The organism is Amycolatopsis sp. NPDC003731 (assembly GCF_053586895.1).
The window spans coordinates 128,980-143,162 of record NZ_JBSFNC010000004.1; the positions used below are offsets into that span (position 1 = coordinate 128,980).

The window sequence follows — 14,183 nt, forward strand, 5'->3', positions numbered from 1 at the left end:
CAGTGTCCTACTCGACCGGGTGAAGCGGCCCGTCGAAGTCCGGCAGCGAGTGCCGCTGGATGGTCTTGGAGATCTTCTTGACCTCGCCCTGCACGGTGAACATGCCGCGGATGGTGCCGACCCAGCGCTCGGACGGCCTGTCCCCGGTCACGTCGCCCTCGGTCTCCGCGACCACCGTCCACGGGCGGCGCAGGATCCACCGCAGCGGGAAGAACAGCACCACGAGCAGCAGCGCCAGCAGCACCCACGCGGGGACGTTGACCTGGTCGGGCGTCCACACGATGAGGATCACCGCCAGCAGGGCGGTGACGACGATCATCGCGATCCCGGGCCCGTAGCTGCCCGCCACGTCGTGCTCGAAGTCGTCGGCGGTCGCCGGTGCGCGCCATTCCATCTGGGCACGGACCACCCAGTCGCGGCCGTCTTCGCCGCGTACCAGCCGGTTCATTCAGTTGCCTCCCGGGGCGCCCGCAGGGTGAGCGTCCTCAACGTTACCGTGCCGCGGCTCACCCGCGCGAGGGAGGAATCGGACATCTCGCCCGCCGGAGGGGATCACCGCTGATCAAGAACCCGACGGCGGGGCCGCGGTCGCGTCCGCCGGTTCGCCCGACCCGGTGACGGAGGACGCGCTGCCCGGGCACGGCTTCTCCGAAGTCGGCGTCACGGTCGTCGACGGTTCGGGCGATGTCCCGGTCGTACCGGACTCGTCGTCCTTCGGCGCCGGCTTCTCCGCCTCGTCCGACGACGGGACCGGCTTGCCGGGCCGGCCGGTCGGCGACAGCTCGGGCCCCTTGGCGTCCTCCGGGACGGGCTCGTCGGTGGACTCGGTCGTCATCGTCATCTCGGGCCTCGAGGTGTCCAGCCGCGGCGAGGTCGCCGGCGGCTGGTCGGACGCCAGGTAGGTCGTCGACGTGAGGTCTTCGCGCGGAGCCGGCTGGGCACCGGCACCACCCACTTCGGAGACCGGGACGTCCCCGGCCACCGGCACCTGCGGGACTTCGTTCGCGGCGACCTGCCGCTCCCCGCCCCGCGACCGGGCCGGGACCGCGGCCCCGGTGCCCCGCCCGTTGAGCACGCCGATGCCGATCCGCGGCTCCGGCGGCGCCTGGGGCGGCGGCTGGTGGTGCGTCTCCGACGGCGGCACCACGACGAGCTCGGGCGCCCCGCCGGACAACCCGACGTCCTGCACCGGCCCGGACCCGAACAGCACCGGCCCGGCCGCGACGCCCACCGCACCCACCGCGGCGGTCGATGCCAGCGCCAGCCCGATCTTCACCTTCGACCCGACCAGCACGCCCTTGACCGTCGCGCCCAGCCCGGCCAGCACCCCGCTGCCGCCCAGCGAAGCGGCGGCCGGCACCAGCAGCACCAGGACGCCGGCGTGCGCCCGCAGCGACGAACAGACGTCCCGCAGCTCGTCCTGCGTCGCCCGGCACGACGCGCAGCCGTGCAGGTGTGCCTTGATCCGCTCGGCCTCGGCACCGGTGACGCTGCCCGCGGTGAACCCGCCGAGCTTTTCGACGACCGCCCGACACGAATCCGGCCCGCGGCTCACCGAAAGGTGCGCCTGCAGGTACGCCGCGCGCAGCCCCTGCCGGGCCCGGCGGGCCAGCGCGGCGGTCGCGTTCGCGCTCAACCCGAAGTGGGGAGCGACCATCGCCGGCTGCTCGCCCTCGACCTCGGTCTGCCACAACACCGTCCGCCACCGCTCCGGCAAGCTGGTGAACGCCGTCGTGATCAGCGAATGCTCGGCCGTGCGGGCGTGCGTGTCCGCACCCGCCCCGGCGCGGAAGGTCAGCTCGTCGTCGGACACCGGGACGTCCCGGCGGGCACCGTGCCACTCCCACGACACCCGGCGGGCGACGGTCAGCAGGTAGGCGCGGACGTAGTCACGGGGACCGGCGCCCCGGCGGAGGGCCTGCAGGACGCGGAAGAACGTCTCCGCGGTGATGTCCTCGGCCTCGGACCGATCGGCCGCCAGGCTCTGCGCGAGCCGGCGGACCGCGGCGGCGTGCAGCTCGAACAGCTCCCCGAACGCGGCGTCCTCGCCGTTGCGGAGCCGTTGCAGCAGTGCCTGCTCGTCGGATTCCGAGGCCGCTGGTGGCGGCACCGTGCCCAGCTCGGTCATCCGGCCCGGCACCTCCTCCCCGAAGGTCTCCCCATTCGGTCGAATGGAGACACCATACGGAGGGAATCAGCCGTCGTCACCCCTTGTACGCCAGCTGTGACACCGAAGCACCGGTCCGGGAACGGGGGGACCCGGTGACGAGCCCCTCACGGCGAGGGTATAGAGTTCTCCCCATCAGCAAGGCAGTGCGGATGTAGCGCAGCTGGTAGCGCATCACCTTGCCAAGGTGAGGGTCGCGGGTTCGAATCCCGTCATCCGCTCAGGAACAAGGGGCCGTGCGTCCGGGAAACCGGACCGCGGCCCCTTGTTCATTTCACCCGGTCGGGCCGAACTCCCGGGGCCTTCGTCAGGCCTCAGGAGTCTTCCGCGGGTTCAGAGCTCGTAGGTGTCGAGGATCGTGGGGGCCACCGGCGTCAGGTGGGGGTCTTCGCGCTCGGTCACTTGGCCGCGGGCCATCCGGTAGACGCGGAAGTTGTTGTCGTTCTCCGTGTCCTGGTCGTCCCAGGTGAAGAGCAGGCCGTACGAACCCGGGGCCAATTCGCCCGCTCGGGTGAAGAGCGTCAGGAGCTCGGCGGCCTGGGCGCCGTGCTTGTCGAACCCTCCGAAGTGGAGCATGGGGATGCCCGCGCTCCAGCGGAGGTCGACCAGGTCGAACTCGGCCGCGTCGCGGATCGCGCGGTGCACGCGGTCGACCAGGCGCTCCAGGAGCGCCGCGTCGTCGTCGCCGCTCGCGGTCGCCTGGATGGTCACCCAGCCGTGGTATTCGAACACCCGCAGAACGGTAGCAAGGCCTAGCGGGCCAGCGCCGACGGCTTCCCGTCACGGCGCAGCACGTTCGACAGCACCCCTTCGCCCAGCCGCTCGAACGCCGGCACCAGCTTCTCGCCGAACACGCACAGGGTCCGCTCCCACGGGTGGCCGAGCGTGCCGTACGAGAAGTCCGCGGCCAGGAACAGGTGGTAGTCCGCGCGCGGGAACACCGGCACCGGCCACCGGGCGCTCCCGGACATCAGGTGCGGACGGACGCGGTAGGACTGGTGCTGCCAGTGCAGCGCCCACATCCAGTCGTCCGGGCCGCAGACCTCGCGGAACGCGGCCAGCGCGATCGTCGCGACCTGGTGCTCCTCGACCGCGTACGGGCCCAGCCGGAACTCCGCCGAGGCGCGGTCCAGGTTCCCGGGCGAGAGGTCCCACGTCCGCGACGGCGCCGGCTCGCGGAAGCCCGGCCAGGCGTGCGCGTAGGTGCTCGGCCAGAACGCCAGCTTGTCGTACACCCAGTACCAGGCGGGCTCGTCGACGACGCGGGAGACGGCTTCCCAGGCAGCATTCACTTGAGACCTCGAGTCGGCCAGGCGCGGAAGAACACGCGAAAGCTTCGTGTTCGGCCTCCGGTTTGTCCAGTCCCGGCCGGTCCGCCGCGAGGTGTGTCACTCATCCGGGTGGGTTCCGCCAAATGGTCACGATGGGGAGGCGCCGGGACGACGCCCGGCGCCTCCCCGGGTCAGGCCGCGTCCCAGAGGGTGAGGAACGCCGAGGCCTCGCTGCGGGCCCACGGCCGCATCCGGGCCCGGTCGCGCGCCGAGAGCTGGTACTCCTTCCCGCGGCGGACGTCGATCACCAGCGCCTCGCCGCCGGGGAGGATGTCCGGCATCGCCTCCTCCAGCACCCACAGCGCGAGCTGCGCCGACGCCTTCGCGAGCGGCTCCTCCTTGAAGTAGAGCCAGGTCGCGTACCGGCGGCCGTCGCTCTTGCGCAGGCCCAGCTGCGGGCTGACGCCGATCTCCAGCTCCCCGATCCGGCACCGGCCGCGCCCGACCTCGACCAGCTTCGGCGACTTGCGGCCGAGGTACTGCAGCCAGCCTTCGGCGATCGCCGCGTAGTGCGGCTTCGTCCGCTCGTCGGCGGCGTTGACGAGGGCGCGCAGTGCCACCTCGTCCTGGTTCGCCGCCCGGCCGGAGCGGACCGCGTTGGCCGCCCGCCGGTAGTAGTTGAACGCCGCGCGCGCCGGATCTTCGTACTGACGGCGCTGCCGCCGGACGAACGACGACCGCGACGGCCCGGCACTCGCGCTGTAGCCCACGAACGTGGACAGGGTGATGTAGGCCATGGCCCTGCCTTCCTCCATCACGCCACCCGCGGTCGCGGGCGGCATCTCCCCTGGACAACGCCAATTTTAGAACACATGTACGACAGTTTCCGGGTCCTGACGGGTGACGGCGGCACGTCCCGGTACCCCCGCGGCGACGATTCGGGATCGTCCGTGCAGAGGACTCCCGAAACCGCGTTCCGTGCGCTACGTTGCCGATCAACCTCGAACAGCAACTTCTCAGGTCGGCCGCGCGTGCCAGACTGATGCCCCGAACGGTGGATGGGGGTCTACTCATGAGCTGGCAGGACGACCTGCGCCGGCTGGACGCGGACCTGGCGGCGGGGCGCATCGAGCCCGCCGCCCACCGCAAGCAGCGGGACGAGCTGCTCGCGCAGGCTTCCGGGTCGACGGTGGCCTCGCCCGTCCCGTCGCCCCTGCGCCGGCCCGCGACCGCGTGGCAGAGCAAGAATCCCGCGGCGCCGACGGAGGCCCTGCCGGCGCAACGGCAGGAACCGCCGTCGAACCCGCAGGGCTACCAGCCGTCCCGGCCGCAGGTACGCCCGCCGCTGCCCGCGCCGCCGTGGCAGCGCACCGGGCCCGGGGTGCCCGCCGTCGCGGACCACCTGACCACGGCGCCGAGCCCGGCGGACATCAACCCGACGCGGTACCTGAGCGTCGAGGGCCCGCTGCCGGACCGGCCGCAGCTCAGCCGGTTCCCGCCGACGCACCCGCGCGGGGAGCAGGCACCGCCCAGACCGGAGCCGCCGCCGCCGGACGAGGCGGGCAAGCACCGCTGGGACGAATCAGCCGGCCGCCGGCGTCCGGTCCGGCTCTTCCTCGCCCTGGGTGTGCTCCTGGTGCTGGCGATGATCGCCGGCGGGATCGCGTGGCTCGGTTCCGGCTCGGACCAGGCGGCCTCGCCGTCGAGCGCGCCGTCGTCCGGCTCCGACGCCGTCCGCACCCCGCCGCTGGACGAGCGGGTGCCGCAGATGCCGGGCAAGCAGAACCCGAACAACTCGACGATGTCCGTGGCCAAGGGCCTCGAGCTGGGGCTCTACCCGGCGTCGACGGCGGACCTGCTGAGCGCGAACGGGGCGAGCAAGGTGATCTACCGGGGCGCCGCCGACGGCGACGTCTCGTACCTGGTCCTGGTCGTGCCGACGGGCAGCCCGGCCAACGCGCAGGCCGTCGTCGAGAAGCTCTACCAGGACGCGCTGGCGGGCGGCTTCCGGTCGGTCCAGTCGGCGTTGCGCACGGTTTCGGGGAAGGACCGCGACACCTTCCTGAACACCACCTGGTACGGCTCCGGCAACAACGTCGTGAGCATCGGGATCGCCGAACCGGACCGCGGGCAGGCGGGGCTGAGCAGCGAACTGGACAAGGCCGTGGACGCGCTCGAGGCGGTCCTCCCGGTCAGCTGACCCCGAACCGACCCTTCCGACCTCGGCGGGCCGGGCTGAGTGCACAATGATGCGGGAGCTGGCTGGGCTGGCAACGCTGACGAGAAGGGGGCCCGGTTTGTCCTGGCAGGAGCAACTACGCCAGTTGGACGAAGAGCTGGCCGCGGGTCAGATTTCGGCCGACGACTACCGGCTGCGGCGGGACAGCGTGCTGTCCGCGGCGGTCAACGTCGATCCCCAGGCGAGCCAGACCGGGTCCAGTGAGTCGGAGAGCACTCACATCATCGCCCCGGTGACGCCGCCTCCCGGCCAGCCGCAGGCCCCGGCCGCGCCGTCGGGCGACCAGACCCAGATCGTCAACACCTCCTTCGACGGCGAACGCACCCAGGCCGTCCCGCAGGGTCCCCCGCCCCAGGGCTGGGCGCCGGCCGGCCAGGGCGACGCCGAGCGCACGCAGGTCGTACCGGGCGTGCCGCCGCAGGCCACCGCGGGCGGGTACCACCCGGGCGGCCACGGTTCGGGCGGGTTCCCGGCCCAGCAGCCGCAGTACGCGCCGCCGCCGCACCTGTCCGGTCCCAACCAGCAGATGCCGTGGGCCGCGCCCGCGCAGAACACGAGCACCCCGTGGGGCGGTTCGGACTTCCCCGCCGACACGAGCTGGGTCGGCCAGGGGCCGGAGCCGTCGTTCGAGACGACCCCGGCCAAGGGCGGCAAGAAGATCATCGCGATCGTCGTCGCGGTCGTCGTGCTGGCCGGGCTCGGCGTCGGCGGCTACTTCCTCTTCTCCGGCAACGGCAACGAGCCGACGCCGCCCGCCGCGCAGTCGTCCACCGCGCCGCCGCCCCCGACCCAGAAGCCGAAGGACGACCTCGAGATCGCCAAGCTCCCCGGCGACGTCAAGGAAACCACCGACTTCGCGAAGTTCGACGACTTCGAGGCGCGCAAGGTCCTCACCGACGAGGAGAACGACGCCCTCGCCGCGGCGAACCCGACCACCGCGCGGATGTCGGTGTCGAACCTGCCCTCCGGCGTCACCGTCGTGGTGGTCACCGCGAAGACCTCCGGTGCGTCGGCCGCGAACAACGCGGTCGACAAGCTCGGGACGCTGCAGGCGAAGTACAAGCTCACGAAGTACACCGGCACCACGCCGCCGAACGTCGACGTCGTGCAGCTCGTCAAGGAAGACGGCAGCGCCCTGATCCGGGCCCACTACGTGCACAAGCAGACCGTGGTCCGCGTGCAGGTGAACGGGGCGGACATGGCCGGGGTCTCGCAGGCCTTCGACGAGATCCTCGCGAAGCAGCTGGCAGAGCTGCCCGCCAACGGCTGACATGGCGGTTCGCCGGTTCGTCGCCTGCACCGTGGTCACCCGGGACCGTCTGGGGGCCGCCGAGGTGCTCGCCGCGTCGTACCGCGCGCACCACCCCGGGCACGAGTTCACCGTGCTCGTGGCCGACGACGGCGCCGCGCCCGGCGAACTGGACCTCGATCCGGAGGAGTACTTCCGGCTGGTCACCTGCCACGACGGCGCCGACCTGGCGGACGTCCTGCGGCCGCTCCTGCTGCGCAGCTTGCTCGAGCGGTTCGACGTCGCGGTCCTGCTGGACACCGACATCGAGGTCCACGCGCCGTTCGAGGACGTCAGCGCGCTCGCGGCGGACCACGGTGTCGTCGTCGCGGCGGCGCTGCTGGCCCCGCTCCCGCGGGACGGTCTCGAACCCGAGGACGTCCCGGGCGTCTACGACGGCTTCCTCGCCGCCGGGCCCGCCGCGCGGCCGTTCCTCGACCACTGGGCGGACCGGGCCCGCCGGCGGCCCCCGCACCGGACGGCGGCGACCTGGCGGTGGCCGGACCTGCTGCCCGGCACGTTCGAGCACCTGGTCGTCCGCGATCCCGGGCTCGCCGTCGGATACTGGAACCTGCACGAACGCTCGCCGTCCGAAAGCCGGTTCATCGCCTTCCGCGGCTACGACCCCGAAGCGCCCTGGCTGCTGTCGGCCGACTGCGCGACCCGGCCGCGAGTGCGGCTCTCCGCGGATCCGGTGCTGCGCCGGCTGTGTGACGCCTACGGCGACCGCGTCGGCCCGAGCCGGCCCGGCGAAAGCCGGTTTTCCGCGCTCCCGGACGGTTCGCCGCTCACCCCGCAGATGCGGCAGCTCTACCACGACGCCTGGGTACGCACGGAAACGCCGGACCAGCCGGCCGAAAAGCTGCCGCCGCACCCCTTCGGCGACGACGGGGGCCGCGCGTTCCGGGAGTGGCTGACCGAACCGGCGAACCCGGTCGACGCCGCGGGCGGGATGACGCGGCTGGCGGCCGAGGTCTGGCGCGCCCGCGTCGACCTGCAGGCGGTGTTCCCCCACCCCCGCGGCGAAAGCGCGCCCGGCTTCCGGCAGTGGTGCGCGACGCACGGCGTCGCCGAAGGCCTGCTGCCCGAGTGGGCGCTTCCGGTTCCCGCCGCCGCGCCGCTGGCGCCGGTCGGCGACTTCGGGGTCAACGTCGTCGGCTTCCTCACCGCCGAACTCGGGCTCGGCGAGATGGCCCGGCTGATCCAGCGGATGATCGTCCGGGCCGGCATCCCGATGGTGTCGGTCGTCGAAGAGCGGTCCATCGCCGGCTCGGTCCGCACCGGGCTCGCCGTGCCGGACAGCGTCGGCCCGCCGCGGTTCGGGGTCAGCCTGCTGACGGTCAACTCCGACTTCACGCGGGTGGTCGTCGACAGCCACCCGGACGCCGCCGCCGGCCGCTACCGGATCGGGCTGTGGGCCTGGGAACTCGAGGACTTCCCGGCCGGGATGCACGACGGGTTCGCCTTCGTCGACGAGGTCTGGACCCCCAGCGAGTTCGCCACCCGGGCGATCGCGGCGCACTCGCCGGTCCCGGTCCGGACCATTCCGGTGCCGGTGCCCGACCCGGGCCCGGTCACCCGGGAACCCGACGGGACCACCCGGTTCCTGTTCGTCTTCGACTTCAACTCGACCGGCGGCCGGAAGAACCCGTGGGGCGTCGTCGAGGCCTTCCGCCGTGCCTTCCCCGGCCGCGAAGACGTCCGGCTCGTGCTGAAGGCGACCAACGGGCGGCGGAACACCGCGGCGGTCGAACGGCTGCGGCGCGCGATCGACGGCGACGCGCGGATCGAGCTCGTGGAGCGGTACCTCACCGTCGCCGAACTCGACGCCCTGTATGCCAGGACCGACGCCTACGTGTCACTGCACCGGAGCGAGGGGTTCGGGCTGACGGTGGCCGAGGCGATGGTCAGGGGGCTGCCGGTGATCGCGACGGACTACTCGAGCACGACCGAGTTCTTCGGTCCGGAGTCCGGCTGGCCGGTGCCGTTCACGATGACCGGCGTCGGCCCGGGCTGGCCGCCCTACCGCAGTGACGGCCGCTGGGCCGACCCGGACCTCGACGCGGCCGCCGGAGCCATGCGCGCCGTCGCGGACGACCCGGCCGAAGCCCGCCGGCGCGGGGCGGCCGCCCGTGCGCACATCCTGCGCACGCACCCGGAGGACGTCACGGTGGCGTGGCTGCGCGAGCGGCTGGGCGAAGCGCACCGGACCTGGCTCGCCCGGCAGGCACCCGAGCCGCCGCCGCGGTCGCCGCTGGCCGCCCGCGCCCGCCGCCTGCTGCGGCCGGTGGCCCGCCGGATGCGGGTGACGTCGTGACGCGGCCGGGCGGTCCGCAGCAGACGATGCTGCCGGTCTACGAAGCCTTCCTCCCCCGCGAGCACGCGCTCTACCGGCCACGCCACGGCGGAAAGCAGCTCGTGGCGCTGATCTGCGCGACCGTCTTCTTCCTGACGCCGAACCTGTCGGTCGTCTTCGGCGCGCGGCCCGGCGAGTTCGAAAACCGGGCGCTGACGCCGTTCCCGAGCCTCGGGCAGGGCTGGTCGTTCTTCCCGCAGCTCGGCAACTGGGCGACCGACCACCTGGTGCTGCGCGAGCAGGCCGTGCACACCGCCGACGGCATCAGCCGCGGGGTGTTCGGCGAACCGCCGCCGCTGAACCAGGAACACCAGCAGGGCCCGCTGCAGGTGCCGGGCGACACCAAGCTCGACCCGCGCCAGTTCCCCACCGTGATCGAAGGCAAGGACGGCTGGCTCTACCTCGGCGACGAGGTCACCAGCCACTGCGTGCCGACCGAGAACCTGGACACCACGTTCGACCGGCTGCGCCAGTTCCGGGACGGGATCGAGGCGTCCGGCCGCCAGCTGGTCGTCGTCATCGCGCCGGACAAGGCGACCATGGTCCCGCAGCACCTGCCCGACAACTACCTCGGCAAGGACTGCCACGACAGCGTCCAGAACGACTTCTGGCGCCGGGTCGACGCCGAGAACTTCATGGTCGACCTGCGCAAACCCCTCCAGGACTGGGCCAACCGCAAGGGCCAGCCGCTCTACGGCCCGCAGGACGCCCACTGGAACGACGAAGGCGCGATCACCGCGGTCCGCGAGGTCACCGAGAAGCTCCGGCCGGGCATCACTTCGAGCTGGCGCGTCCAGCCGAAGGAGAACTGGGAGCTGCCGGCCGACCTGCCCCGGCTGATCGGCCGGACCGGGCTGACCGACGGCACGCACTACGCGCTGATGCCCGACGGCCGGACCGACCTGACCCGCACGATGCCCGCCGACTACATCCCGCCGGTGCACACCGACACCGCGTCCGGGACCGGCACCTACGGCCTCCGCACGGCCTGGCTCGGCGACTCGTTCACCATCCGCACCCTGCCGTACATGGCCGCCACCTTCCGCGACCTGACCGCCATGCACTACAGCACGTCCGACTCCGACAGCGGCGCCGCGATCGCCGACCTGCTCGAGCGCAGCGACGTCGTGGTGGTCGAGTTCGCCGAGCGCGGGCTGATCGCCGGGGCCGCGTCGATGCTGACGCCGTCCGTGCAGCAGAACGTCTTCCGCGAGCTCAACCGATGACCGCGCCGAACTGTGGGATTGTGCATGTCTTCTGACCAGCTGGCCGCCGCGCTGGCCCGCCTCGACGAACACCGCGAGCTGCACCTGCCGCTGCGCAAGACCGACCTGCTCGGCCGGCTGGCCCTGCGGTTCCTGTGGAAGCGTCAGGTGAAGTGGCAGATCGAGGCCAACCTGGCCATCCGGGACGCGCTCGCCGCCGTGCACCACACCCAGCGCGAGCTGCCGGCCGACGCCGTCCGCCACGCCGAGCTGGCGCACGAGGTCGAGCTGCTGCGGCAGCAGGACAAAACCATGACCGCGGGCCTGAACCAGCGGCTGTACGCGGGTCTCGGCCGGATCGAATCGCAGCTGTCCGAGCTGAAGCTGCAGCAGGCGGAGACGGCCGAGCAGGGTGACGACACCGAGCTGCGGCTGAAGGCCCTGGAAGCGCAGGTCGCGGCGCTGACCTCGGCGGCGGCCGACGCCCGGTTGCGGCACGCCCAGCTGGATGTCGCGCTCGACCGCGTGCGGGCCGGGCAGGCGGTCACCGAGGTGGCCACGGACGTCGCCGACCGCGAGTCATTCCTCGAACTGGCGCTCTCGCAGCTGCTCGACGGGCCGGAAAGCCGCGTGCGCGAAGCCCGCAAGACGCACCTGCCGCTCATCACGGCAGCGCGGGAGGCGGGCGCCAACGGCCCGGTGTTCGACGTCGCGCCGGGCCGCGGCGAATGGCTCGAGGTGCTTCGCTCGGCGGACCTGCCGTACCTGGCGGCGTCGGACAACAAGCTGGTCCGGCAGCACTGCGCGGGGCTCGGCCTCGACGTCGCCGCGCAGGAGCCGCTGGCCGCGCTGGCGGCCGTGCCGGCCCGCTCGCTCGGCGCGGTGACCGCCTTCCGGTTCGCCGAACGCCGGACGCCCGACGCCCTCGCGCGCTTCGCCGACCTCGCCGCGACCGCGCTGCAGCCCGGTGGCGTGCTCCTGGTCGAGACGCCGGGACCCGGCGCGGAGACGGAGTTCCGGCTGGACCCCTTCGCGCGGAAGCCGTTGCACCCGGTCTACCTCCGGTTCGTCGCCGAGGCGGCGGGCTTCCCGGAGGTCGACGTCCGCGAGGTGGCCGCCGCCGACGGTCTCGGTGAGCGCCTGTGCCTGATCGCCCGTCGATGACCGCCCGGGCCACCATGTGGACCCCGCTGCCGCCTCGGACCAGCGGGATCGCGGACTACAGCTACCACCTCACCGAGGCCCTGTCCGAGCTGCTCGACGTCACCGCGATGACCGACGCGCCGGGCGCTCGGGTGCCCGCCGGTGTCCGGCTGCTGGAGGCGGACGAGCCGTCCGAAGGCGTGCCGGTCTACCACATCGGCAACCACGCCGGCGTCCACGGCGAGATCTACCGCCGGGCGATCGCGGACCCGGGTGTCGTGGTGCTGCACGATCCGTCCCTTTTGGACTTCCACGCCGGGATCCTCGGCAGTGTCGCCTCCGAGGCCTTCCGGGAAGAAGTGCGGTACGCGCACGGGCCGATCTGGGGCCACCAGCACGACCCGGCGCTGCTGCACGGCCTGCCGGCGATCGAGGTCGACGGCGTCAAGACCCTCGACCACGGCACGCTGACCCTGGAACGCCGGCTCGTCACGACCAGCCGCGGGGTCGTCGTCCACGACCCGCAGACCGCGGAGTTCCTCCGCGCCCGGTACCCCGGGATCCCGGTGCACGCCGTGCCGCACGGCGCTCTGCTGCCGGACCCCGCGCGCCGCGAGCCGGTGCGGGCCGGGCTGGGCTGGACCGACGACCAGGTCGTCTTCGGCGTCTTCGGCAGCCTGGCCGGGCACCGGCGGGTGACCGCCGCCGTGCTGGCCTTCGCCGAGCTGCGCCGCCGCTGGCCGAACGCGCGGCTGCTGATCGCCGGGCACGCCGGGGACGCCGGGGTGCTCGACCAGGTGCGGCAGGTGGTCGAGGCGAGCGGGTTCCCCGACTCCGTCCACTTCGAACTGTCGCCGGCGGAAGACCGCCTCGACGACCTGATCCTGGCCGCCGACGCCGTGGTCAGCCTGCGGTGGCCGACCGCGGGCGAGACCAGCGGCACGATGCTGCGGGCGTTCGGCGCCGGGCGCGTGGTGATCACCAGCGACCTCCCGCAGCACCGGCACTACGACAGCGCGTTCTGCTGGACCGTGCCGACGGCACCGGCCGGGGAGGCGGCCGAGCTGTACCGGCTGCTCGAACGCGGGATGTGCTGGCCGGAGGAGCTGCGCGCGGCCGGGGAGCTGGCGCGGAAGTGGACCGGGGAGAACGCCACCTGGGCGATCGCCGCGCAGGGCTACGCCGACGCGATCTCGGCCGCGGAGAACTTCGTTGCGCCGCAAGAAAAGCGGCGGCCTGGCGTGAACGTCTTCGCCGACGTCCGCGCCACCACCGGCCTGTCCGAGGCGGCCCGCCGGTACGTCCAGGCGATGGCCACGCACGGCACCGAGCTGACGTTCACCGAGTTCAACAGCCAGGCGCCGTTCCGCACGATCGAGATGCCGCCGGAGGTCGCCGCCCTGCGCCGGGGCAAGGAGTTCGACGTCGACCTGTGGCTCGTCAACGTCAACGAGTGGCAGCTGATCCCGGAGCACGCGCTCGACCGCTACACGATCGCCGTGTGGGCGTGGGAGCTGCCGGAACCGCCGGTGCACGCGCTGCCGCACCTGCCGGGCATCGACGAGCTCTGGCTGATCTCCCAGTTCGTCTCGGACTCCTTCCGCACGGTGACCGACATCCCGATCACCGTGGTGCCCAACGTCGTCCCCCAGGCGCCCGACGTGACCGGGGACCGCGCGAAGTTCGGCCTCCCCGAGGACGGCCTCATCGTGCTGTTCACGTTCAGCGCGTCCTCGAGCGACGCCCGGAAGAACCCGTGGGCGGTGCTCGAAGCGTTCCGCCGGGCGTTCCCGCCGGAGGAGCGCGGCACGAAGGCGCACCTGGTGTTCAAGGTGAACGACCTCCAGCGGTTCCCGGAGCTGGACGCCTCGCTGAGCGCGGCGATCGCTTCGGTGGGCGGGACGCTGCTGCGGCGCGAGATGTCCCGCACGGACATGGACACGCTGCTGGCCACCTGCGACGTCTACACGTCCCTGCACCGCTCCGAAGGCTTCGGGCTCGGCATGGCCGAGGCGATGGCGATGGGCAAGCCGGTGGTGGCGACCGGGTTCGGCGGCAACGTCGACTTCATGCCCCCGGGCGCGGCGGCGGTCGTCGGGTACGAGCCCCGCGCGATCGGCCCGAACGACCACCGGTTCGGCGGCGGCTTCGGCGATTGGTACACGGTCGGGCAGCTGTGGGCGGACGCGGACGTCGACCAGGCCGCGCGCTGGCTGCGCAAGCTCGCCGACAGCCCGCGGCTGCGGGAAGAGATGGGCGCGAAGGCGATCGAGGCGATCCGCGACTTCTGCAGCCCCGCGGCGGTCGCGAAGGTGATCAACCGGCGGCTGGCGGAGCTCGCCCGGGACGGCGCCAAGCGGCACATGCGCCGCTGACCGCCGCTCCAACTGCCGCTCCTCAGGTCGCGAATGACTCATTCGGGACGTCGGAGCGCCGCGCATAGGAGATTGGGACGCCGGAAGTCCATGAAACACTGTGAGAAAAAAACAAACCTAAAAAAGCAAGAGAGCTGCC

At 72.7% G+C, this 14,183-nt stretch carries 11 protein-coding genes and 1 tRNA gene; 7 read left to right on the forward strand and 5 right to left on the reverse strand.

Going from position 1 to position 14,183, the window contains the following annotated elements:
- Positions 1 to 7 precede the first annotated feature (7 nt).
- Positions 8 to 448 carry a DUF983 domain-containing protein gene (locus ACWDN5_RS03325; RefSeq protein WP_086842855.1) on the reverse strand — a complete coding sequence of 147 codons (441 nt, stop codon included), beginning with the start codon at positions 446 to 448 and terminating at the stop codon, positions 8 to 10.
- A 114-nt stretch (positions 449 to 562) separates the two neighbouring features.
- Entirely contained in the window at positions 563 to 2,128 is a 1,566-nt protein-coding gene (locus ACWDN5_RS03330) for a sigma-70 family RNA polymerase sigma factor (RefSeq protein WP_449674156.1), read from the reverse strand.
- Between the two features lie 187 nt (positions 2,129 to 2,315).
- On the opposite strand from ACWDN5_RS03330, the gene ACWDN5_RS03335 reads away from it, so the two are divergent.
- Positions 2,316 to 2,388 (forward strand) — tRNA-Gly (locus ACWDN5_RS03335).
- Between the two features lie 112 nt (positions 2,389 to 2,500).
- Here ACWDN5_RS03335 and ACWDN5_RS03340 read toward each other — a convergent pair.
- From ACWDN5_RS03340 to ACWDN5_RS03350, 3 genes are all read right to left on the reverse strand, one after another.
- Positions 2,501 to 2,899, reverse strand: a complete 399-nt coding sequence (locus ACWDN5_RS03340) for an immunity 7 family protein (protein WP_449674158.1) — start codon at positions 2,897 to 2,899, stop codon at positions 2,501 to 2,503.
- A 20-nt stretch (positions 2,900 to 2,919) separates the two neighbouring features.
- Positions 2,920 to 3,459 carry a DUF2716 domain-containing protein gene (locus ACWDN5_RS03345; RefSeq protein WP_071831626.1) on the reverse strand — a complete coding sequence of 180 codons (540 nt, stop codon included), beginning with the start codon at positions 3,457 to 3,459 and terminating at the stop codon, positions 2,920 to 2,922.
- Between the two features lie 170 nt (positions 3,460 to 3,629).
- Positions 3,630 to 4,253 carry a hypothetical protein gene (locus tag ACWDN5_RS03350; protein ID WP_449674160.1) on the reverse strand — a complete coding sequence of 208 codons (624 nt, stop codon included), beginning with the start codon at positions 4,251 to 4,253 and terminating at the stop codon, positions 3,630 to 3,632.
- Between the two features lie 257 nt (positions 4,254 to 4,510).
- Here ACWDN5_RS03350 and ACWDN5_RS03355 point away from each other — a divergent pair, with 257 nt between their 5' ends.
- From ACWDN5_RS03355 to ACWDN5_RS03380, 6 genes are all read left to right on the forward strand, one after another.
- Positions 4,511 to 5,638, forward strand: a complete 1,128-nt coding sequence (locus ACWDN5_RS03355; RefSeq protein ID WP_449674162.1) for a hypothetical protein — start codon at positions 4,511 to 4,513, stop codon at positions 5,636 to 5,638.
- A 97-nt stretch (positions 5,639 to 5,735) separates the two neighbouring features.
- Entirely contained in the window at positions 5,736 to 6,947 is a 1,212-nt protein-coding gene (locus tag ACWDN5_RS03360) for a hypothetical protein (protein ID WP_310968240.1), read from the forward strand.
- Position 6,948: 1 nt separating this feature from the next.
- Positions 6,949 to 9,282, forward strand: a complete 2,334-nt coding sequence (locus ACWDN5_RS03365) for a glycosyltransferase (RefSeq protein WP_449674164.1) — start codon at positions 6,949 to 6,951, stop codon at positions 9,280 to 9,282.
- Complete coding sequence (locus tag ACWDN5_RS03370) at positions 9,279 to 10,547, forward strand: alginate O-acetyltransferase AlgX-related protein (RefSeq protein ID WP_449674166.1); 1,269 nt, start codon at positions 9,279 to 9,281, stop codon at positions 10,545 to 10,547. Before ACWDN5_RS03365 ends, ACWDN5_RS03370 begins: the two co-directional genes overlap by 4 nt.
- Positions 10,548 to 10,571: 24 nt before the next feature.
- Complete coding sequence (locus tag ACWDN5_RS03375) at positions 10,572 to 11,690, forward strand: hypothetical protein (RefSeq protein WP_449674168.1); 1,119 nt, start codon at positions 10,572 to 10,574, stop codon at positions 11,688 to 11,690.
- The gene (locus ACWDN5_RS03380) at positions 11,687 to 14,044 is read left to right on the forward strand and encodes a glycosyltransferase family 4 protein (RefSeq protein WP_449674170.1); all 2,358 of its coding nucleotides are present in this window, start codon (positions 11,687 to 11,689) and stop codon (positions 14,042 to 14,044) included. The genes ACWDN5_RS03375 and ACWDN5_RS03380 overlap by 4 nt, the downstream gene beginning before the upstream one ends.
- Positions 14,045 to 14,183: the final 139 nt, after the last annotated feature.

Bases quoted from the DNA above. Each gene is read 5' to 3' on its own strand.
- ACWDN5_RS03375 (WP_449674168.1), top strand. From the start codon at position 10,572: ATGTCTTCTGACCAGCTGGCCGCCGCGCTGGCCCGCCTCGACGAACAC.
- ACWDN5_RS03365 (WP_449674164.1), top strand. From the start codon at position 6,949: ATGGCGGTTCGCCGGTTCGTCGCCTGCACCGTGGTCACCCGGGACCGT.
- ACWDN5_RS03350 (WP_449674160.1), bottom strand. From the start codon at position 4,253: ATGGAGGAAGGCAGGGCCATGGCCTACATCACCCTGTCCACGTTCGTG.
- ACWDN5_RS03330 (WP_449674156.1), bottom strand. From the start codon at position 2,128: ATGACCGAGCTGGGCACGGTGCCGCCACCAGCGGCCTCGGAATCCGAC.
- ACWDN5_RS03355 (WP_449674162.1), top strand. From the start codon at position 4,511: ATGAGCTGGCAGGACGACCTGCGCCGGCTGGACGCGGACCTGGCGGCG.
- ACWDN5_RS03380 (WP_449674170.1), top strand. From the start codon at position 11,687: ATGACCGCCCGGGCCACCATGTGGACCCCGCTGCCGCCTCGGACCAGC.
- ACWDN5_RS03325 (WP_086842855.1), bottom strand. From the start codon at position 448: ATGAACCGGCTGGTACGCGGCGAAGACGGCCGCGACTGGGTGGTCCGT.